Consider the following 16,363-nt stretch of genomic DNA (forward strand, 5'->3'; position numbering starts at 1 on the left):
GCGGTTCCCGATGGGTGAGATCGCGCCCCCGCAGTATTACACTTAGGACATGATCAGGACACAGCCCGAAGCCGCCCGCCTGCACGAGCTCCTGGACGGCAACCTGGAAGGTTCCCTGCACACCGACGACGCCTCGCGCGCCCTGTGGTCGACCGACGCTTCGATCTATCTCAGAAGGCCAGTCGCCGTGGTCGCCGCCCGCTCCGAGGAGGACATAAAGCACACGCTCGCCGCGGCGAGGGAGCTGGGTCTGCCGGTCACCCCGCGCGGGACGGGGACTTCGCTCGCCGGGCAGGCCACCTCGCCCGGCATCGCCCTCGACGTCTCGGCGATGGACCGGGTGCTCGACCTGGATATCGAGGGGCGCCGGTGCGTGGTCGAGCCGGGCGTCATCCAGGGTGACCTCAACCGCCTCGTCGAGCCGCACGGGCTCGTCTTCGGGGCCGACACCTCGACCTCGGACGTGGCTACTTTGGGCGGGATGGTCGGGAACAACTCGGCCGGGATGCGTTCGATCGTCTACGGGACGACCGCCGACCAGATCCTCTCTCTGAGGTGCATCCTGGCGGGCGGCGAGACGGTCGAGCTCCGGCCGCTCCCTCGTGGGGAGGCGGAGAGGAGGGCGCGTGGCGAGGGGGCCGAGGCCCGCCTTCTGCGCAACGCGCTCGAGATCGGAGGCCGCTACGGCGAGGAGATCCGGCGTCGCTACCCGAAGCTCGTCCGCAGGGTCTCGGGCTACGGGCTCGACGCGCTCCTCGACCCCGACACGATCGACCTCACCCGCCTCGTCTGCGGCTCGGAGGGGACCCTTGCGGTGCTCAGCCAGGCCGAGTTCACGCTGCGGGAGCTCCCCCCGGCGCGCGGCATCGCCTCCTTCGAGTTCGGTTCCCTCTCCGAGATGGCCCGGGCGACGGTGCGCTTCCTCGAGGAATCACCTTCCGCGATAGAGCTCCTCGACGACGTCGCGATAGAGCGCGCCCGCCGCGCCCCGGCCTACCGGGAGGCGACGAGCTTCGTCCGGGGCACGCCGAAGGCGATCCTGCTCGTCGAGTGGAGCGGGACCGAAGAGGAGCTCGACGAGCGCTTCGCCCGGCTGGAGGGGCTCGCCCGGGAGGTCGGGGCCTCGGAGGTCGTCCCGCTGCGCGGCAGGGAGGAGATGGCGCGCACGGTGAAGCTCCGCAAGTCCACGCTGCCGCTCCTCCTGGGTACCACCGACCGGGAGAAGCCGGTCGCCTTCGTCGAGGACGCCGCCGTGCCGCCCGGGCGCTTCGAGGAGTTCGTCGTCCGCTTCGAGGAGATAGTACGCCGCAACGGCACCTGGGCCTGCTTCTACGGGCACGCGAGCGTGGGCACGCTGCACGTCCGCCCGGCGCTCGACACCTCCGACCCCGAGGGGGTGCGCAGGATGCGCCGCATCGCCGAGGAGGTCGCGGACCTGGTCGCCGAGTGCGGCGGGTCCATCTCCGGTGAGCACGGCGACGGGCTCTCGCGCTCCGAGTTTCTGGAGAAGATGTACGGGCGCACACTCCTCGACGCCTTCCGGGAGGTGAAGCGGACCTTCGACCCGGAGGGCCTGCTCAACCCCGGCGTGATCGTCGACCCCCAGCCGATGGACCGCAACCTGCGCATCGGCCCCGGGCACCGCCGCCTGCCCGTGAGGACGGGTTTGGACTTCTCGAAGCAGGGGGACTTCGCGCGGGCCGTCGAGCTGTGCAACGGCTCGGGCTTCTGCCGCAAGAAGAGCGGCGGGACGATGTGCCCCTCGTACATGGCGACCCATCAGGAGAAGGACACCACCCGTGCCCGGGCGAACATGCTCCGCTCGGTCCTCGACAGGACGCTCCCGCCTGGGGAGCTTACCGGGGAGAGGATGCGCGAGGTGATGGACCTCTGCGTCGGGTGCAAGGCGTGCAAGAGCGAGTGCCCCTCGCAGGTGGACGTGGCCTCGATGAAGACCGAGGTCCTCTACCAGATGGGCAAAGAGCACGGCTTCTCGTTGCGTCAGAGGGCCGCCGGCAACATCCGCCGCGCGCTCGCCGCCGCCTCCCTCGCCCCCGGCCTCTACAACGCCGTGGCCGGAACCGGTCTCGCCCGCCGCCTCTCCGCCCTCTTCGGGATAGACCCGCGCCGCCCGCTGCCCGGGGTCGCGCGCAGGAGGTTCTCGCAGATCCTCCCGGAGCTCCCGCAGGGTGAGGGGCCGGCGGAGGTCGTGCTCTTCAACGACACCTGGAACGAGTACCAGCGGCCCACGATCGGCGAGGGAGCGGTGCGCCTGTTCGCGGCCGCCGGGGCGCGGGTGACGGTGCCGCGCATCGCCTGTTGCGGGCGCCCGATGCTCTCCGAAGGGCTCGTCGAGGAGGCGCGCCGGAACGCGATCCACAACGTCAACGTCCTCTACCCCTTCGTCGAGCGCGGGCTACCCATCGTGGGGCTCGAGCCGAGCTGCATCCTCACCATCCGCGACGACTACGAGAAGCTGTTGCCGCACGACGGGCGGGTGAGGGAGATCGCCGCGGCCACCCGCCTCTTCGAGGAGGCGCTCCTGGAGCTCGAGCCCGAGCTACCGCTCGCGGAGGGTTCGACGGTCCTGCTGCACGGCCACTGCCACCAGAAGGCGCTCGTCGGGACCGGGCCGACCGAGCGGGCGCTCTCGCTCGCACCCGGCACCGAGGTCACGGTCGTCGACTCCGGCTGCTGCGGGATGGCCGGGCTCTTCGGGTACGAGAGAGGCCACTACGAGGTATCGATGAAGATGGGGGAGAGGGTGCTCTTCCCGGCGGTGAGGGGGTCGGATGGTGTCGTCGTCGCGCCGGGGACCTCGTGCCGGGAGCAGATCCTGGGTGGCACCGGACGCCGGGCGCTGCACCCCGCCGAGTACCTGGTCTCCCTGCTGCGCTGAGACAGTTACTCAGCGGACTCTACGGCGCGCAGGTGTGGGAACCCCTCCGCCCGCCCGCGGATATCCGGCTCCGTACCGGCGACGAATCTCTCGCCGGAGGCAGAGGCGTATTCTTCTCCCTTTTGGTCCATGAGACGCAGCAGCGTTCGGACCACCAGTCCGTCATAGACCCTGCCGGCCTCTTGCGCGAGCTTCCTGCGAGCCTCCTCCGGCAGCAGCGGTCCCCGGTATGCGGTCCCGACCATCATCTCTGCGTAGGAAGCAGCGGTGGCGAGTATCTTCACCTCGAGCGGGAGCCACTCCCCCCGCAGCCCATCCGGATATCCCCTGCCATCCACCCTCTCGTGGTGCCAGCGGACCCACCGGGCCACGTCATCGAAGCCTTCGATCCCGGCGAGTATCCTCTCGCCGTGCGCCGGGTGGCTCTCCAGGTGCTCCCTGCCACGGCGGTTGAGCCTCTCCGGAGGCGCGAGGAGCACCTCCTCAGGCACCGAGACGAGCCCCACGTCCTGCAGCAGTGCCGCCAGCTCTAGCTTTTGGATGGTCCTGGAATCAAGCCGGAACTCCCTTGCCAGGTCCCCGACGTAGACGGCGGAGGCGGCCGCGCGGCGCGAGGTGTGCCCGTCTTTCTCGCCGACGCTCTCGACCAGCCTGCTCGCGAACTTCACAGGAGAGGAGAGCGCATCGGCGTTCTCCTTCTCCAGCGCCTCGACCCTCTCACCGAGCTCCTGTATCTGATCCCGCCACCCCTTGATCAGGTGCAGCGAGATGATCGCCGCCGTGGCCCCGCCGAAGAGCACCAGCGCCGCCGCCGGTCCGAAGGTTGCAACGGTGCAGGAGGTCGCTATGACGGTCAGTACGACCGTCAGGTCAGAGGGAGTGCAGGGCAGGATGCAATCTCGTAGCGTCTCCATCACCGGCGTCCCGTACTTGAAGCGGAGCAGCAGGCAGTTTATCAGCGCATCGAGAACGTGGTAGATGAGACCTGCCGCCAGGATCGCGTATACCGAAGAGAGGTCGAAGCGCGAGATGAGGAGCAACGGTTCGGTGAAGAGCCGGAAGGCGAGTCCTCCGGCCGAGAGGATCAGGACATAGGTGGCAGCTGTGTAGACGCTGCGCAGATGCTCCCGGTAAAACATGGCCGGCACAGCGACCAGGAGCGCCCATACCGGACCCAGGAGGGCGAGCGCCGTGATGATAGCCACCTCGACTATCTCGACGGTGACCCTGCCGAACTTCACGGGGAAGCGCCGGGTGAGGGCGCATACTACCGAGAGTATGCAGCTTACCACCAGCGCGGTCCAGTTGAAGTCCAGCCCGAAATGACCCACCCATGACGCGAGGACCGCCAGCGCGGTGATGGACAGCCCGTAGATGTAGGTCAGGGTGAGCTGGGAGCGTGGCAGACCAGAAACCGTCATCCCCACCCGTCCTAAAATGATTTTGCTCTCATAATCCCTAAGGATTTTAGAGCACAACGGATGTAATACGCAACACTACGTGCAGGCGGAAGCTCTGCTCCAGGACTTATGCGGTTGTTACCAGGCGTTCTTCTTGAGCTCCGGCACTTTTCTCACCCCCTTTCTATTCCTGGCTTGCTTCAATTAGACTTGGCTCACCGCGACAACACCGCTTGCCAGGCGTTGTTCTTAAGTTTCGGCATCTTTCGCACCCCCTCTCATGCTCTCTCTGTCTACACGGTGCATTTTAAGCGGGAAGCGGGCTATTGTGCTATTGAAGACGATTAGATCGCAGATGAATCGAGGCGGAGAGATGATGGAGCGAAAGAACATATCGAGCGGGACCCGGTGGGAGGAGCAGGTGGGTTACTCGCGGGCGGTGCGCGTCGGGCCGTTCGTGTACGTCTCGGGCACGACCGCCACGGACGAGGAAGGAGAGGTCGTCGGCCCTGAGGATGCCTACACCCAGACGGTCCGGGCGCTGAAGAACGTCGAGGCAGCGCTGGAGGGGGCGGGGGCGCGTCTGGCGGACGTGGTACGGACGCGGATGTTCGTCACGGATATGGGTCTGTGGGAGGAGGTGGGCCGGGCGCACCGGGAAGTCTTCGGCGAGGTGCGCCCGGCGGCCACGATGGTAGAGGTAGGTCGGCTCATATCATCGGAGATGCTCGTCGAGGTGGAGGCCGAGGCGATCGTCGTGGAGGGTCAGCCCACCTCCGAGGCACGTCCCGCCGCCTCCTCCAGCGCCCGGAGTGCCTCCTCCTGGTTCATCCCCGTGCTGCGCAGCAGGTCCACGGCGGAGGAGCGGATCTGCCCTACCAGCACGCTTATGGCCAGGTTGTGACGCTCTTTGAGGATCCTGGTGGCTTTGGTCGCGGCTTCGAGGGCGTAGCGGCGGGCCTCGTCCGGCGGGCCGGGCTCGTCGAGGAAGTGCTCCAGGGCCCGTACGGACTGGGCCAGGTCGAGCACCGCGTCGGGGAGCAGAGGCGGGATCTCGTCTCCGCGGCGCAGGGCGTTGGTCGCGCCGCGGGCCAGGACGCGGGTGTTTATCACCGCGAGCTCTATGCGGGTCGCGGCGGTAGCGTAGAGCCGCAGGTGGTGCAGCGCCCGGCGGCGGGTCGGTGAGAGGCGGGCGGTGTCGCTGCCCGCGGCGAGCGCCTCGTCGAGGCCACGTATCTGGTCGTCCAGCCAGCGGGATCGTGTGAGCGCCTTCTCCGCGCGCTCCCGGTCGCCCTCGGCCAGGGCCGTGGCGATCTCGCGCAGGACCGAGACCAGCTCGTCGAAGATCGGGTGCGCCCGGCGCTCGACCATACGCTCCGGGTCCACGGGGAGCAGGTAGTGGATCGCGAGCGCCACCGCGCCGCCGACCAGCGCGTCGACCAGCCGGCTCGGGGTGAAGCCCGACTGCGGCGGCTGCAGCACGACGACCAAGATCGCGGAGATCGCGGCCTGGTTGACCAGGATGTTCCTCTCTCCGAAGAACATCGCCGCCACCATCGCCAGGGCGACGACCACCCCGATCTGGGCCGCCCCGACCCCGATGGCGAGCACCAGGAGGTCCGCGACCACGAGCCCCACGGCGACGCCGAGCGTGAGCTCCACCGCCCGACGGCCGCGCTGTCCGAGCGTGATCCCCAGGGAGACCACCGCCGCCACCGGGGCGAAGAACGCCTGGGTGTTGCCGAGGATGTAGGTTGCGATGAAGTAGGAGATGCTCGCCGCCGCGGCCGTCTGGATGACCGGCCAGCCGTTCACCCTCAGGCGCAGGATCCCCCTTTCGAGGAGGCGTCTGAGGCGGGATAAGATTCTCCTCTCCATCTTGAGTCGATCGGGCTCCGCGTTCTCGTGCTGGTGCAGGGCAAAGAATATACAACAGATGGGACATGCGCGGGAAGGAGCGGCTGCGTATAGAATACGGCCCAGCCTGAAGTGATGGGGGTTGGTATGAGGATGGGTATCTGTGTCCGGTAGGGTGGACGTGTCCAGGATGCGCCGGGAGTACACCCGCGCCGGTCTCTCCGAAGACGGCCTCGCCCCGGACCCGGTGGAGCAGTTCGGCCGTTGGTTCGAGGAGGCGCTGGCCGCGGACCTCTACGAGCCTAACGCGATGACGCTCGCGACCGCCACCCGCAACGGCCGGCCCTCCGCCCGCACCGTCCTGCTCAAAGGCTTCGACGAGCGAGGTTTCGTCTTCTACACCAGCTACGCCGGACGCAAGGCGCGCGAGCTCGCGGAGAACCCGCGCGCCGCGCTCCTCTTCTACTGGGGAGAGCTCGAGCGACAGGTGCGGGTCGAGGGCATCGTCGAGCGCCTCCCCGACGAGGAGTCCGACGCCTACTTCGCGAGTCGTCCGCGTGGGAACCGCCTGGGAGCCTGGGCCTCCGAGCAGAGCCGGCCCATAGAGAGCCGGGAGGCGCTCGATCTGCGGGTGCGAGAGCTGGAGGAGCGCTACGCCGGGCGGGAGGAGATCCCCCGCCCCCCTTTCTGGGGCGGCTACCGGGTCGTCCACGAGGCCGTGGAGTTCTGGCAGGGGCGTGAGAGCCGCCTGCACGACCGCCTGCTCTACATGCGGGAAGGGGGCGGCTGGAAGGTCGTGCGCCTGCAGCCCTGAGCTGGAGGGGCGGGCGCTCCGGACATCCTCCTTCTTGTCTGGATCTCGTACCACTGGATGAACCAGACCGCTCGGGGACGGGCGGGTTTGTTGCTAAGATAGCCCGCGTAGAGTATGGCAGAAGGAAGGGAGGCTTCTTGAAGCTCGTAACCTACTCCATCGATGGAGGTGGGCCGAAAATCGGGTACGTGGAAGACGGCAGGGTTGTGCCGCTCGGCGGCTCCAGTATGGTCGAGTACATCGAGCACGGCCGGGGCGCGGAGAGACAGCCGGGCGGGGAGAGTCTGGCGCTCGATGAGGTACGGTTGCACGCCCCGGTGCCCGATCCGCAGAAGGTCATCGCGATCGGGCTCAACTACGAGGACCACGCCGCCGAGACCGGAGCGGAGATACCGAAGAAGCCGATCGTCTTTGCAAAGTACCCGAACACGATCATCGGTCCCGGAGAGACGATCGTCGTCCCGCCGATAACCCAGCAGCCCGACTACGAGGCGGAGCTCGCCGTGGTCATAGGTCGGCGGGCGAAGAACGTCCGGACGGAGGAGGCGCTGGAGTACGTCTTCGGCTACATGAACTCCAACGACGTCTCGGCGCGCGACCTGCAGTTCTCCGAGGGTGGGCAGTGGAGCCGGAGCAAGTCGCTCGACACCTTCGCCCCGATAGGACCCTATCTCGTCACCCGCGACGAGGTTCCCGACCCGCAGTCACTCGCGATCCGCTGTCTGCTCAACGGCGAGGTCGTGCAGGAGAGCAACACCTCGAAGATGATCTTCTCCGTCGCCGAGCTCATCGCTTTTCTGAGCGAGGGGATGACGCTCGTCCCGGGGGATATCATCATGACCGGCACGCCCCCGGGCGTCGGGATGGCGCGGGAGCCGCAGCTGTGGCTCAAGGACGGTGACGAGGTCACCGTCGAGATAGAGGGCCTCGGCAGCCTCACCAATCCGGTCAAAGTGCTCTGATGGACCTCGCCGCCGCGCTGCGGCAGATCCTGCCCCCAGAACGCGTCCGTACCGACCCGGAGACGATCGAGCACCACGGGCGGGCGATCTTCACCTACCACGAGCCTCGACCGCCGGAGGTCGTCGTCTTCCCGGAGAGCCGGGAGGAGGTCGTCTCCGTCTTACGCTTCGCGAACGAGCACCGCGTCCCGGTCACCCCCTTCGGCCAGGGAAGCAGCCTGGAGGGGCACACCATCCCGCTCGAAGGCGGGATCAGCCTGGATCTCGGCAGGATGGACCGCATCCTCGAGATCCGGCCGGAGGACATGGTCGCCCGGGTGGAGCCCGGCGTGCGGCGCCTGGCGCTCGAGGCGGTCCTCAGTGGCTACGGACTCTTCTTCCCGCCCGACCCGGGATGGGACGCGACCATCGGCGGGATGGCGGCGACCAACGCGAGCGGGACCAACGCGCTGCGCTACGGCGCGATGCGCGAGCGGGTGCTCGGGCTCGAGGTGGTGCTGGCCGACGGGAGGGTGATCAGGACCGGCGGGCTCGCGGTGAAGTCCTCCGCCGGCTACAACCTGACGCCGCTCTTCGTCGGCTCGGAGGGGACCCTGGGCGTCTTCACCGAGATCACGCTCAGGCTCCAGCCCCTCCTGGAGAGCGCGGTCGCCGCACGGGTGACCTTCCACGGGGTAGAGGACGCCGGGGAGGCCGCCGTCGCCGTGGTCCGCTCCGTGGTGGGGGCGACGCGGGTGGAGCTGGTCGACGCCCGCACCGTGGAGGCGGTCAACGTCTACAAGGGGACCTCCTACGAGGTCGCACCGACGCTCTTTCTGGAGTTTGCGGGCAGCGTCGAGGGGGCTGAGGCCGACGCCCGGCGTGCGGAGGAGATCTGCCGCCGGGCGGGATGTCTGGCCTTCGAGGCCGAGCGTGACGAGGCGGCGCGCGGGCGGCTGTGGGAGGCGCGGCACGAGGCGGCGCTCGCGGTGGCGGAGCTCTATCCCGGCAGGCTCCCGATGACCACGGATGTGTGCGTACCCATCTCCGAGCTTGCTGGTGCTCTGCGCCACGCCCGACAGGCCATCGCCTCACGGGGGATGGACGGCGTGATCCTGGGGCACGTCGGCGACGGGAACTACCACGCCATCTTCCCCGTCGACCCCTCCGATCCGGAGGAGAAGGAGCGGGCCCGCCGGGTCGTCGGGGAGATCGTGGATTACGCCCTCGAGCGCGGCGGCACCTGCACCGGCGAGCACGGCGTCGGGTACGGCAAGATCGACCACCTGCGACGCGAGCACCCCGACACCGTGCCGCTCATGGCGCAGATCAAACGCCTGCTCGACCCCGCGGGAATCCTCAACCCCGGGAAAGTCGTCCCGCCGGCGGGGTAGAATAGAAGCATGGAACGCACGATAAGGGTGGTGGTGGCGAAAGTCGGCCTCGACGGGCACGACCGGGGCGCCAAGATCATAGCCCGCGCCCTGCGCGACGCCGGGATGGAGGTCATCTACACGGGATTGCACCAGACCCCCGAGCAGGTGGTCGAGACCGCCATACAGGAGGACGTGGACGCGATAGGAATCTCGATCCTCTCCGGGGCGCATATGACGCTCGTCCCGCGGGTGGTGGAGCTCCTGCGCGAGCAGGGCGCCGACGACATCCTGGTCTTCTGCGGCGGCACCATACCCAAAGACGACATCCCCAGGCTCAAGGAGCTCGGGGTGGGCGAGGTCTTCACCCCCGGCACCCCGACGTCGAAGGCCGTGGAGTACGTCCGGCGAGCCGTCCCGGCGCGGGACTAGGGTTTTCCTGCAGGCAAGATACCCGGAGGAGGGAAGCTTTTGGACTACGTCAGGGTGGAGGAGGAGGGTGGTATCGCCGTTCTTACCGTGGACCGGCAGGACAAACTCAACGCCCTCAACCCGCAGGTCGTGGAGGAGATAGGGCAGGCGCTGCTCGACCTCGGGAACAAGGAGGTGCGGGCGATAATCGTGACGGGGGCGGGGGAGAGGGCTTTCGTCGCCGGGGCGGACATCGCCGCGATGAGCGAGATGGACCCGATCGAGGCGAAGCATTTCGCGGAGACGAGCAACGCCGCGATGGCGCTTTTGGACCGCAGCCCGATCCCGACGATCGCCGCCGTGAACGGATTTGCGCTCGGCGGCGGGTGCGAGATAGCGCTCGCCTGCGACATCCGCGTCGCCTCGGAGAACGCCGTCTTCGGCTTCCCGGAGGTCTCTTTGGGCATCATCCCCGGCATGGGCGGCACCCAGCGCCTGCCGCGCCTCATCGGACCCGGCCTGGCCAAGGAGCTCATCCTCACCGGACGACGCATAAGCGCCGCCGGGGCGAAGAAGATCGGGCTCGTGAACAGGGTCGTGCCGCAGGGAGAGGCACTGGATGCTGCCCGCTCCATCGCCTCCGAGATCGCCGGCAACGGCCCGCTCGCCGTCCGGCACGCGAAGGCCGCGGCGAACAAGGCGCAGGAGGTGGACCTCATAAGCGGGCTCGACTACGAGTCCGACCAGTTCGCGCTCCTCTTCTCCACCCGGGACGCGAAGGAGGGGATGAAGGCCTTCGTCGAGAAGCGCGAGGCCTCCTTCGAGGGCCGGTGATAAAGGAGGTCATCCTCCGGGCCCGCTACTCGGAGACCGACGCCCAGGGAATAGTCAACAACGCCTCCTACCTCTCGTACTTCGAGGTCGGCCGGGTGGAGTGGCTGCGCTCCGCAGGTGTTTCCTACCGGGAGATAGAACGCTCCGGGTACGGCTTCGTCGTGGTCGAGGCGCACGTAAACTACAGGAGGCCCGCCTTCTTCGACGACGAGCTTACGCTGCGCACCGGTCTCTCGGAGGTCGGCAGGGCTTCGATGCGCTTCGACTACACCCTGCTGCGCGACGGTGAGACGCTCGTCACCGGCTACACCCGCCATGGGTGTATAGACCTCACCACCGGCCGGCCGGTGCGGGTGCCGAAGGAGATCGCCCGGCTCGCAGCGCTCCGGGAGGATGGCGCAGGGGCCCGCCGGCGAAGGGAAAGGTCCGGTGGTTCGAAAGGGTGACGGGCGTCGGAGCCAGTCCGATGGTCCACACGGCCGCGAGGGAATCCGGGTCCGGTGCAGGAGGGGGTTGTCCATAACCGCCATACAGCTCGTTTCCGTGGTCGGGTCCCTTCTCATCCTCGCCGCCTACGCGGCGAACCTGCTCGGGGTGCTGTCGGCGAGCGGGGTGAAGTACTCGCTGCTCAACCTGATCGGCTCGGGCATCCTCTCCGCCATAGCGGTGATCGAAGACCAGTGGGGCTTTTTGCTCCTGGAGGGGGCCTGGACCCTGATCAGCGCGGGAGCGCTCGCGCGCCTGACCTTCCGCCGCATCCGCGGGGAGGACGGCTGAACCCATCCCGGACGTGTCACGGAGCGGACTGCTGGCTCGTCTTCTCGTGTGGAGGCACCTTCGGAGGAATACGAGGGAGGCTGGCATGAGGGTGTCGGCTTCGACGCGGGTGCAGTACGCCTGTACCATCACGAGCGGGAAGGGCAGCGTCCGGGCGGGAGGCCGCGGTGAAGGGTGACGAGACATCCGTCGCGAAGGGCTTCGAGGAGCATCGGCCCCTGCTGTTTTCCATCGCCTACCGGATGCTCGGCAGCGCGACGGACGCCGAGGACGTCCTGCAGGAGGCCTACCTGCGCTGGCGAGAGGCCTCGACCGGTGAGATTCGCTCCCCGCAGGCTTATCTCTCGACGGTGGTCACCCGGCTGTGCATCGACCACCTCAGGCGCCTCAAGGCGCGACGCGAGGACTACACCGGCCCCTGGCTGCCCGAGCCGATAGCGACCGAGGCGGACGCCGCCGGGGATGCGGAGCTCGCCGAGTCGCTCTCGATGGCGATGCTCGTCGTCCTGGAGACGCTCTCGCCGCTGGAGAGGGCGGTGTTCGTGCTGCGCGAGGCGTTCGGATTTCCCTACGCCGAGATCGCCGGGATGGTCGACCGCAGCGAGGCGGCGGTCAGGCAGCTCGCCCGCCGGGCGCGCGAGCACGTCCGCGCGCGCCGCCCCCGCTTCGAGGCGGACCCGGAGGCGCGGCTCCGGGCGACAGAGCGTTTTCTCGAGGCGGTGGCGGGTGGGGATCTGGAGGCCCTCATGGAGGTACTCGCCCCCGACGTGGTGCTGATCGCCGACGGGGGTGGGAAGGCCCGCGCCCCCAGACGCCCCCTCTACGGGGCGGGGAAGGTGGCCCGCTTCCTGCGCTCCATCTCCACGCGGGAGAAGATGGCCCTCTTCCTGCGCTCGGTCTCCGGGGAGCCTGCCTCCGGGGTCGAGGTCGGGATCGCGTGGATCAACGGAGCCCCGGGAGTCGTCGCGACCTCGGGAGGACGGACGGTCTCGGCCGTGGTCCTCGACGTGTCGGGCGGCAGGATCCGGACCATCCACCTGGTGGCGAATCCGGACAAGCTGGCCCGCGTGCGCGGGACCTGAAGATCCCTCCCCATGTCACGCCCGCGCGGGGCTGTGCGTCTCTGGAGATGTAGAGGTTCGAGATCCACGCAAGGAGCGTACGTAGACATGGAAAAGAGAACCGATCGGACAGACGTCGTGGTGGTCGGCGGAGGCATGGCGGGCCTTGCCGCCGCCTGCTATCTGGCACGAGAAGGGGTGGGGGTGACGCTTGTCGAGAAGGCCTCCGCGCCGGGAGGTCGGGCCGCCACCCGGAGCTTCGACGGCTTCTATTTGAACCGCGGCATACACGCCATCTACACCGGCGGGGCGGCCTCCCGGGTCCTGGCGGAGCTCGGCGTCACCTACGCCTACGGCACTCCGCCCAAAGAGACCTTTGTGCGGCGGGAGGGGGTACTGCACACATTCCCCGCCGACCCTCTGGGGATCTTGCGTACCAGCCTCTTCGGCGCGAGAGACAGGGTGGACCTCGTCCGCTTCTTCGCAACGCTCTCCCTGGCCAGGCCGGGTGAGGCGGCGCACGTGAGCGTGCAGGAGTGGCTCGACCGCCGCGTTCGCCGCCCGCGGGTGCGCCGGCTGTTGGAGGGGCTCGCCCGCACGCTGGTCTACAGCAGCGCGCTGGACCTCGTGAGCGCCGAGGTTTTCGTTGACAGGCTCCGGCGCTCGCTCAGGCACCCCGTGCACTACGTCGAGGGTGGCTGGCAGACCCTGGTGGACGGGCTGCGGGAGGTCGCTGAGAGGAACGGGGCGTGCATCCTGGTCGGCACCCGTGCCCTGGGCGTCGAGCACCACGAGGGGCTCGTGCGCGGCGTGCGCCTGAAGGACGGGAGCCTCATCCCCGCCTCCGCCGTCATCGTCGCCACCAGGCCCCACGACGCCCTCGGGCTGGTAGACGGAGACACTAATCCAGCCCTGCGCCGAATCGTGGATGGTTTGCTTCCGGGCCGGCTCGCCTGCCTCGACGTCGCCCTGAGCCGCCTGCCCTCCTCCCGCTACACGGTGGTCCAGGACCTCGACCGTCCGCAGTTCATGAGCGTCCAGTCGGCCTACGCACAGCTCGCCCCCGAGGGAGGGGCCGTGATCCACGCTTTCAAGCAGCTCGATCCAAGGGGCCTCGACGACCCGCGCCAGGACGAGCGTGATCTCGAAGGTCTTCTCGACGCGGCGCAACCCGGATGGCGCGAGGTGCTCGTGAGGCGCCAGTACCTGCCGCGCATAGAGGCCGTGGGCGCGCTCCCCACCGCCGCCCGGGGCGGCTTCGCCGGCAGGCCGGGAACGGAAGTGCCGGGCTTCACCAACCTCTACCTGGCCGGCGACTGGGTGGGCCCGGAGGGCTTTCTGCTGGACGCCAGCATGGCCAGCGCCCGCCGGGCGGCGGAGCTGGTGCTCCGGAGGGCACCGTCTTCCGGAAAGTCGACCGCAGGCTCCCGGGTTTCGGGGTGATCTGGAAGAGGTTACACCGCGGTAGGAGGGCCGGCTGGTACAGGAACATCGAGGTACGCCCGGCGCTCGAGGTGAGTACCGGACGGGAGCGCTACGCGCCGGAGCACCGGGTTCTCTCCGCCGAGGAAGGGTACGTTGGCTCTCACGGAATACACCGTCCGTCATCCGCTGGCGGCGAGGGTGCTGGCCGCAGCGCTCGGCTCTCGGGCGATCCACCCGGTCAAGGCGCGACGAAGGCTCGCCCGCTCTGCGACGCTGGTCGCCTTCCGGCCTCAGGACCGATAAGGAGACTGGGGTGGGCGGCATGGAGCCCCGATGTCACAGGAGCCGGGGTAATCTCGTCTTCAGGCTGAGAGTTGATACTGGAGTCAGGGAGGTGACGGTCGTGCGGGTGTTCGTGGCAGGCGGGAGCGGGGTCATCGGAAGGCGGCTGGTTGAGCAGCTCGTGGTCCGGGGCCACCAGGTGACGGCCACGACGACGGATCCGGACAAGTTGGCCCTGCTGGAGCGGCTGGGCGCGGAGGCGGTCGTGATGGATGGGCTGGATGCGGCGTCGGTGGGCGAGGCGGTGGCCACGGCCCGTCCGGATGCAATCGTGCACCAGATGACCTCGATCTCCGCCAGGCCCGATATGAAGCACTTCGACCGCTGGTTCGCCACCACCAACCGGCTGCGCACCGCAGGGACCGACCACCTGCTGGCCGCGGCCGAGGCGACCGGCGTATCCAGCTTCGTCGCGCAGAGCTACGCCGGCTGGAACGGCATCCGCGAGGGTGGATGGGTCAAGACCGAGGAGGACCCGCTGGAGCTGATGAAGGGGACGGCGGCGCAGGCGGGGATGGAGGCGATCCGCTACCTCGAGGACGCGGTCGTCGAGGCCGGTGGCGCGGTCCTGCGGTACGGCTGGCTCTACGGGCCGGGCGCCAGCGACACCCTGGTCGAGGCCGTGCGCAGGCGGCAGTTCCCGCTCATCGGGGGCGGCACCGGCTACAACTCTTGGGTGCATCTCGACGACGCGGCGAGCGCCACCGTCCTGGCCGTGGAGCAGCAGGCGAAGGGGGTGTTCAACGTCGTGGACGACGAGCCCGCTCCGGCCAGCGAGTGGCTGCCCTATCTGGCGGCGTGCGCGGGCGCGAAGCCGCCGCTTCGGATCCCCGGATGGCTGGCCCGCCCGCTGGCCGGTGAGGTGGCGGTGACGATAATGACCGAGGGGCGCGGCTTCTCCAACGCCAGGGTCAGACGGGAGCTCGGCTGGGAGCCGCGTTACCCCTCGTGGCGGCAGGGCTTCAGGGAGGGGTTGGCGTGAGTCGGCCGGGGGGTTCGAGCGGGATCCTGGAGCGGATGTGCGACGCCGTCCCGGCTGGGGCGGGGATCGAAGACGTGGCCGCCGGGCTCGCGGACCTCGTCCGCCGCGAGAGTGGGCGCCGGTGGGTCGGCGTCTACCGCGTCGGCGGCGGCGAGGTGGTGAACCTCGCCTGGAGCGGCCCCGCCGCACCCGCGCACCCGAGTTTCCCGAGCGGCCAGGGGCTCACCGGCGCCGCCCTCGCCTCGCGCGACACCGTCTGCTCGAACGACGCTGCAGCCGACCCGCGCTGCCTGACCAACCAGCCGACGACGGGCTCCGGGCTCGTCGTCCCCGTGATCATTGCCGGCGAGGTAGTCGGGACGCTGGATGTCGAGGATCCGCAGACCAGCGCCTTCGGCGCTACGGATGAGGCGTTCTTCGAGGAGATCGCCACGGCCCTGAGCCCGCTCTATCGCCGCGCCGGGTCGGAAGCCGGGCGATGAGGATCGCGGTGGCCGGTGGGACGGGCCTGGTCGGGCGCCACGTGGTGGAGCACGCCGGGCGGCGGGGCCACGAGGTCGTCGTGCTGAGCCGCTCCCGCGGCGTCGACGTCTGCACCGGAGAGGGGCTCGCGAGCGCGCTGGAGGACGTCGAGGCCGTCGTCGACGTCACGAACGCCGGCACCACCGGGGAGCGTGCGGCGACCGCCTTCTTCACCGCAGTGGCAGCCAACCTTCAGCGCATCGGCGCTGAGAGTGGGGTTCGACACATCGTCACCCTCTCGATCGTGGGCATCGACCGGGTCCGGACCGACTACTACGCGGCGAAGCTCGCCCACGAGCGGGTGGCCACAGAAGGGCCTGTTCCGAGTACGATCCTCCGCGCGACCCAGTTCCACGAGTTCGCGGGGCAGATGATCTCACGGACGCGCGAGGGCTCGCACGCCTGGGTGCCCGACCTGCGCGTGCAGACTGTCGCCGCCCGCACGGTCGCCCGCGTCCTCGTCGAGCACGCGGAGGGCGCTCCGGCCGGCCGCGCTGCTGACCTTGCAGGTCCGGAGCAGGCGGATCTCGTCACGCTCGCCCGCAGGCTCGTCGAGCGCCGGGGCGAGGCGATCGAGATCCACCCGGCCGGGAGCACCACCGGTGCGCCCCCGGGAGCGCTCCTGCCCGGAGACGGCGCACGCATCGAGGGGCCGACGTTCGAGGAGTGGCTCGAGAGCGAGGACGCGGCGGCGCTGCCGCTCTGATCCACATCCGCCCCTGCGT

Annotated in this window: 16 protein-coding genes and 1 pseudogene; 15 read left to right on the plus strand and 2 right to left on the minus strand. The window is 69.0% G+C overall.

The features are described from left to right. Positions 1 to 49: 49 nt before the first annotated feature. Complete coding sequence (locus PJB24_RS01210) at positions 50 to 2,899, plus strand: FAD-binding and (Fe-S)-binding domain-containing protein (RefSeq protein WP_273841797.1); 2,850 nt, start codon at positions 50 to 52, stop codon at positions 2,897 to 2,899. A 5-nt stretch (positions 2,900 to 2,904) separates the two neighbouring features. On the opposite strand, the gene PJB24_RS01215 is transcribed toward PJB24_RS01210, so the two are convergent. Next, a complete protein-coding gene (locus PJB24_RS01215; RefSeq protein ID WP_273841799.1) occupies positions 2,905 to 4,320 on the minus strand; it encodes an HD-GYP domain-containing protein in 1,416 nt (471 codons plus the stop codon). A gap of 355 nt (positions 4,321 to 4,675) precedes the next feature. On the opposite strand from PJB24_RS01215, the pseudogene PJB24_RS01220 reads away from it, so the two are divergent. Next, a pseudogene (locus PJB24_RS01220) lies at positions 4,676 to 5,065 on the plus strand (RidA family protein); the annotation flags it as partial. On the opposite strand, the gene PJB24_RS15855 reads toward PJB24_RS01220, so the two are convergent. Then, entirely contained in the window at positions 5,065 to 6,177 is a 1,113-nt protein-coding gene (locus PJB24_RS15855) for an FUSC family protein (RefSeq protein ID WP_420541855.1), read from the minus strand. The pseudogene PJB24_RS01220 and the gene PJB24_RS15855 overlap by 1 nt on opposite strands. A 169-nt stretch (positions 6,178 to 6,346) precedes the next feature. Here PJB24_RS15855 and pdxH point away from each other — a divergent pair, with 169 nt between their 5' ends. From pdxH to PJB24_RS01290, 13 genes are all read left to right on the plus strand, one after another. Then, entirely contained in the window at positions 6,347 to 6,970 is a 624-nt protein-coding gene (gene pdxH / locus PJB24_RS01230) for a pyridoxamine 5'-phosphate oxidase (protein ID WP_420541863.1), read from the plus strand. Between the two features lie 137 nt (positions 6,971 to 7,107). After that, the gene (locus PJB24_RS01235; RefSeq protein WP_273841805.1) at positions 7,108 to 7,932 is read left to right on the plus strand and encodes a fumarylacetoacetate hydrolase family protein; all 825 of its coding nucleotides are present in this window, start codon (positions 7,108 to 7,110) and stop codon (positions 7,930 to 7,932) included. After that, entirely contained in the window at positions 7,932 to 9,305 is a 1,374-nt protein-coding gene (locus PJB24_RS01240) for an FAD-binding oxidoreductase (protein ID WP_273841807.1), read from the plus strand. Before PJB24_RS01235 ends, PJB24_RS01240 begins: the two co-directional genes overlap by 1 nt. A 9-nt stretch (positions 9,306 to 9,314) precedes the next feature. After that, a complete protein-coding gene (locus tag PJB24_RS01245; RefSeq protein ID WP_273841808.1) occupies positions 9,315 to 9,716 on the plus strand; it encodes a cobalamin B12-binding domain-containing protein in 402 nt (133 codons plus the stop codon). Between the two features lie 39 nt (positions 9,717 to 9,755). Further along, positions 9,756 to 10,529, plus strand: coding sequence for an enoyl-CoA hydratase/isomerase family protein (locus PJB24_RS01250; RefSeq protein WP_273841811.1), 774 nt, complete (start codon positions 9,756 to 9,758; stop codon positions 10,527 to 10,529). After that, entirely contained in the window at positions 10,526 to 10,975 is a 450-nt protein-coding gene (locus PJB24_RS01255; protein ID WP_273841813.1) for an acyl-CoA thioesterase, read from the plus strand. The genes PJB24_RS01250 and PJB24_RS01255 overlap by 4 nt, the downstream gene beginning before the upstream one ends. Before the next feature lie 67 nt (positions 10,976 to 11,042). Continuing rightward, the gene (locus PJB24_RS01260) at positions 11,043 to 11,306 is read left to right on the plus strand and encodes a CBU_0592 family membrane protein (RefSeq protein ID WP_273841815.1); all 264 of its coding nucleotides are present in this window, start codon (positions 11,043 to 11,045) and stop codon (positions 11,304 to 11,306) included. A 167-nt stretch (positions 11,307 to 11,473) separates the two neighbouring features. Further along, positions 11,474 to 12,388 (plus strand): RNA polymerase sigma-70 factor, encoded by a 915-nt coding sequence (locus tag PJB24_RS01265; protein WP_273841817.1) that lies wholly within the window; start codon positions 11,474 to 11,476, stop codon positions 12,386 to 12,388. 87 nt (positions 12,389 to 12,475) lie between these two features. Continuing rightward, on the plus strand, positions 12,476 to 13,810 hold the full coding sequence (locus PJB24_RS01270; RefSeq protein ID WP_337958994.1) for a phytoene desaturase family protein: 1,335 nt from the start codon (positions 12,476 to 12,478) through the stop codon (positions 13,808 to 13,810). Between the two features lie 135 nt (positions 13,811 to 13,945). Then, positions 13,946 to 14,095, plus strand: a complete 150-nt coding sequence (locus PJB24_RS01275; RefSeq protein WP_273841822.1) for a hypothetical protein — start codon at positions 13,946 to 13,948, stop codon at positions 14,093 to 14,095. A 100-nt stretch (positions 14,096 to 14,195) separates the two neighbouring features. Beyond that, positions 14,196 to 15,116, plus strand: coding sequence for an NAD-dependent epimerase/dehydratase family protein (locus tag PJB24_RS01280; RefSeq protein ID WP_420541864.1), 921 nt, complete (start codon positions 14,196 to 14,198; stop codon positions 15,114 to 15,116). Then, the gene (locus tag PJB24_RS01285; protein WP_273841824.1) at positions 15,113 to 15,598 is read left to right on the plus strand and encodes a GAF domain-containing protein; all 486 of its coding nucleotides are present in this window, start codon (positions 15,113 to 15,115) and stop codon (positions 15,596 to 15,598) included. The genes PJB24_RS01280 and PJB24_RS01285 overlap by 4 nt, the downstream gene beginning before the upstream one ends. Beyond that, entirely contained in the window at positions 15,595 to 16,344 is a 750-nt protein-coding gene (locus PJB24_RS01290; RefSeq protein WP_273841825.1) for an SDR family oxidoreductase, read from the plus strand. Before PJB24_RS01285 ends, PJB24_RS01290 begins: the two co-directional genes overlap by 4 nt. Positions 16,345 to 16,363: the final 19 nt, after the last annotated feature.

It is taken from the genome of Rubrobacter calidifluminis (genome assembly GCF_028617075.1).
Classification (GTDB): domain Bacteria; phylum Actinomycetota; class Rubrobacteria; order Rubrobacterales; family Rubrobacteraceae; genus Rubrobacter_E; species Rubrobacter_E calidifluminis.

What these genes read in the sequence shown, in the direction of transcription:
- PJB24_RS01210 (WP_273841797.1), top strand. Translation starts at nt 50, where the DNA reads ATGATCAGGACACAGCCCGAAGCCGCCCGCCTGCACGAGCTCCTGGAC.
- PJB24_RS01215 (WP_273841799.1), bottom strand. Translation starts at nt 4,320, where the DNA reads ATGACGGTTTCTGGTCTGCCACGCTCCCAGCTCACCCTGACCTACATC.
- PJB24_RS15855 (WP_420541855.1), bottom strand. Translation starts at nt 6,177, where the DNA reads ATGGAGAGGAGAATCTTATCCCGCCTCAGACGCCTCCTCGAAAGGGGG.
- pdxH (WP_420541863.1), top strand. Translation starts at nt 6,347, where the DNA reads ATGCGCCGGGAGTACACCCGCGCCGGTCTCTCCGAAGACGGCCTCGCC.
- PJB24_RS01240 (WP_273841807.1), top strand. Translation starts at nt 7,932, where the DNA reads ATGGACCTCGCCGCCGCGCTGCGGCAGATCCTGCCCCCAGAACGCGTC.
- PJB24_RS01245 (WP_273841808.1), top strand. Translation starts at nt 9,315, where the DNA reads ATGGAACGCACGATAAGGGTGGTGGTGGCGAAAGTCGGCCTCGACGGG.
- PJB24_RS01270 (WP_337958994.1), top strand. Translation starts at nt 12,476, where the DNA reads ATGGAAAAGAGAACCGATCGGACAGACGTCGTGGTGGTCGGCGGAGGC.
- PJB24_RS01290 (WP_273841825.1), top strand. Translation starts at nt 15,595, where the DNA reads ATGAGGATCGCGGTGGCCGGTGGGACGGGCCTGGTCGGGCGCCACGTG.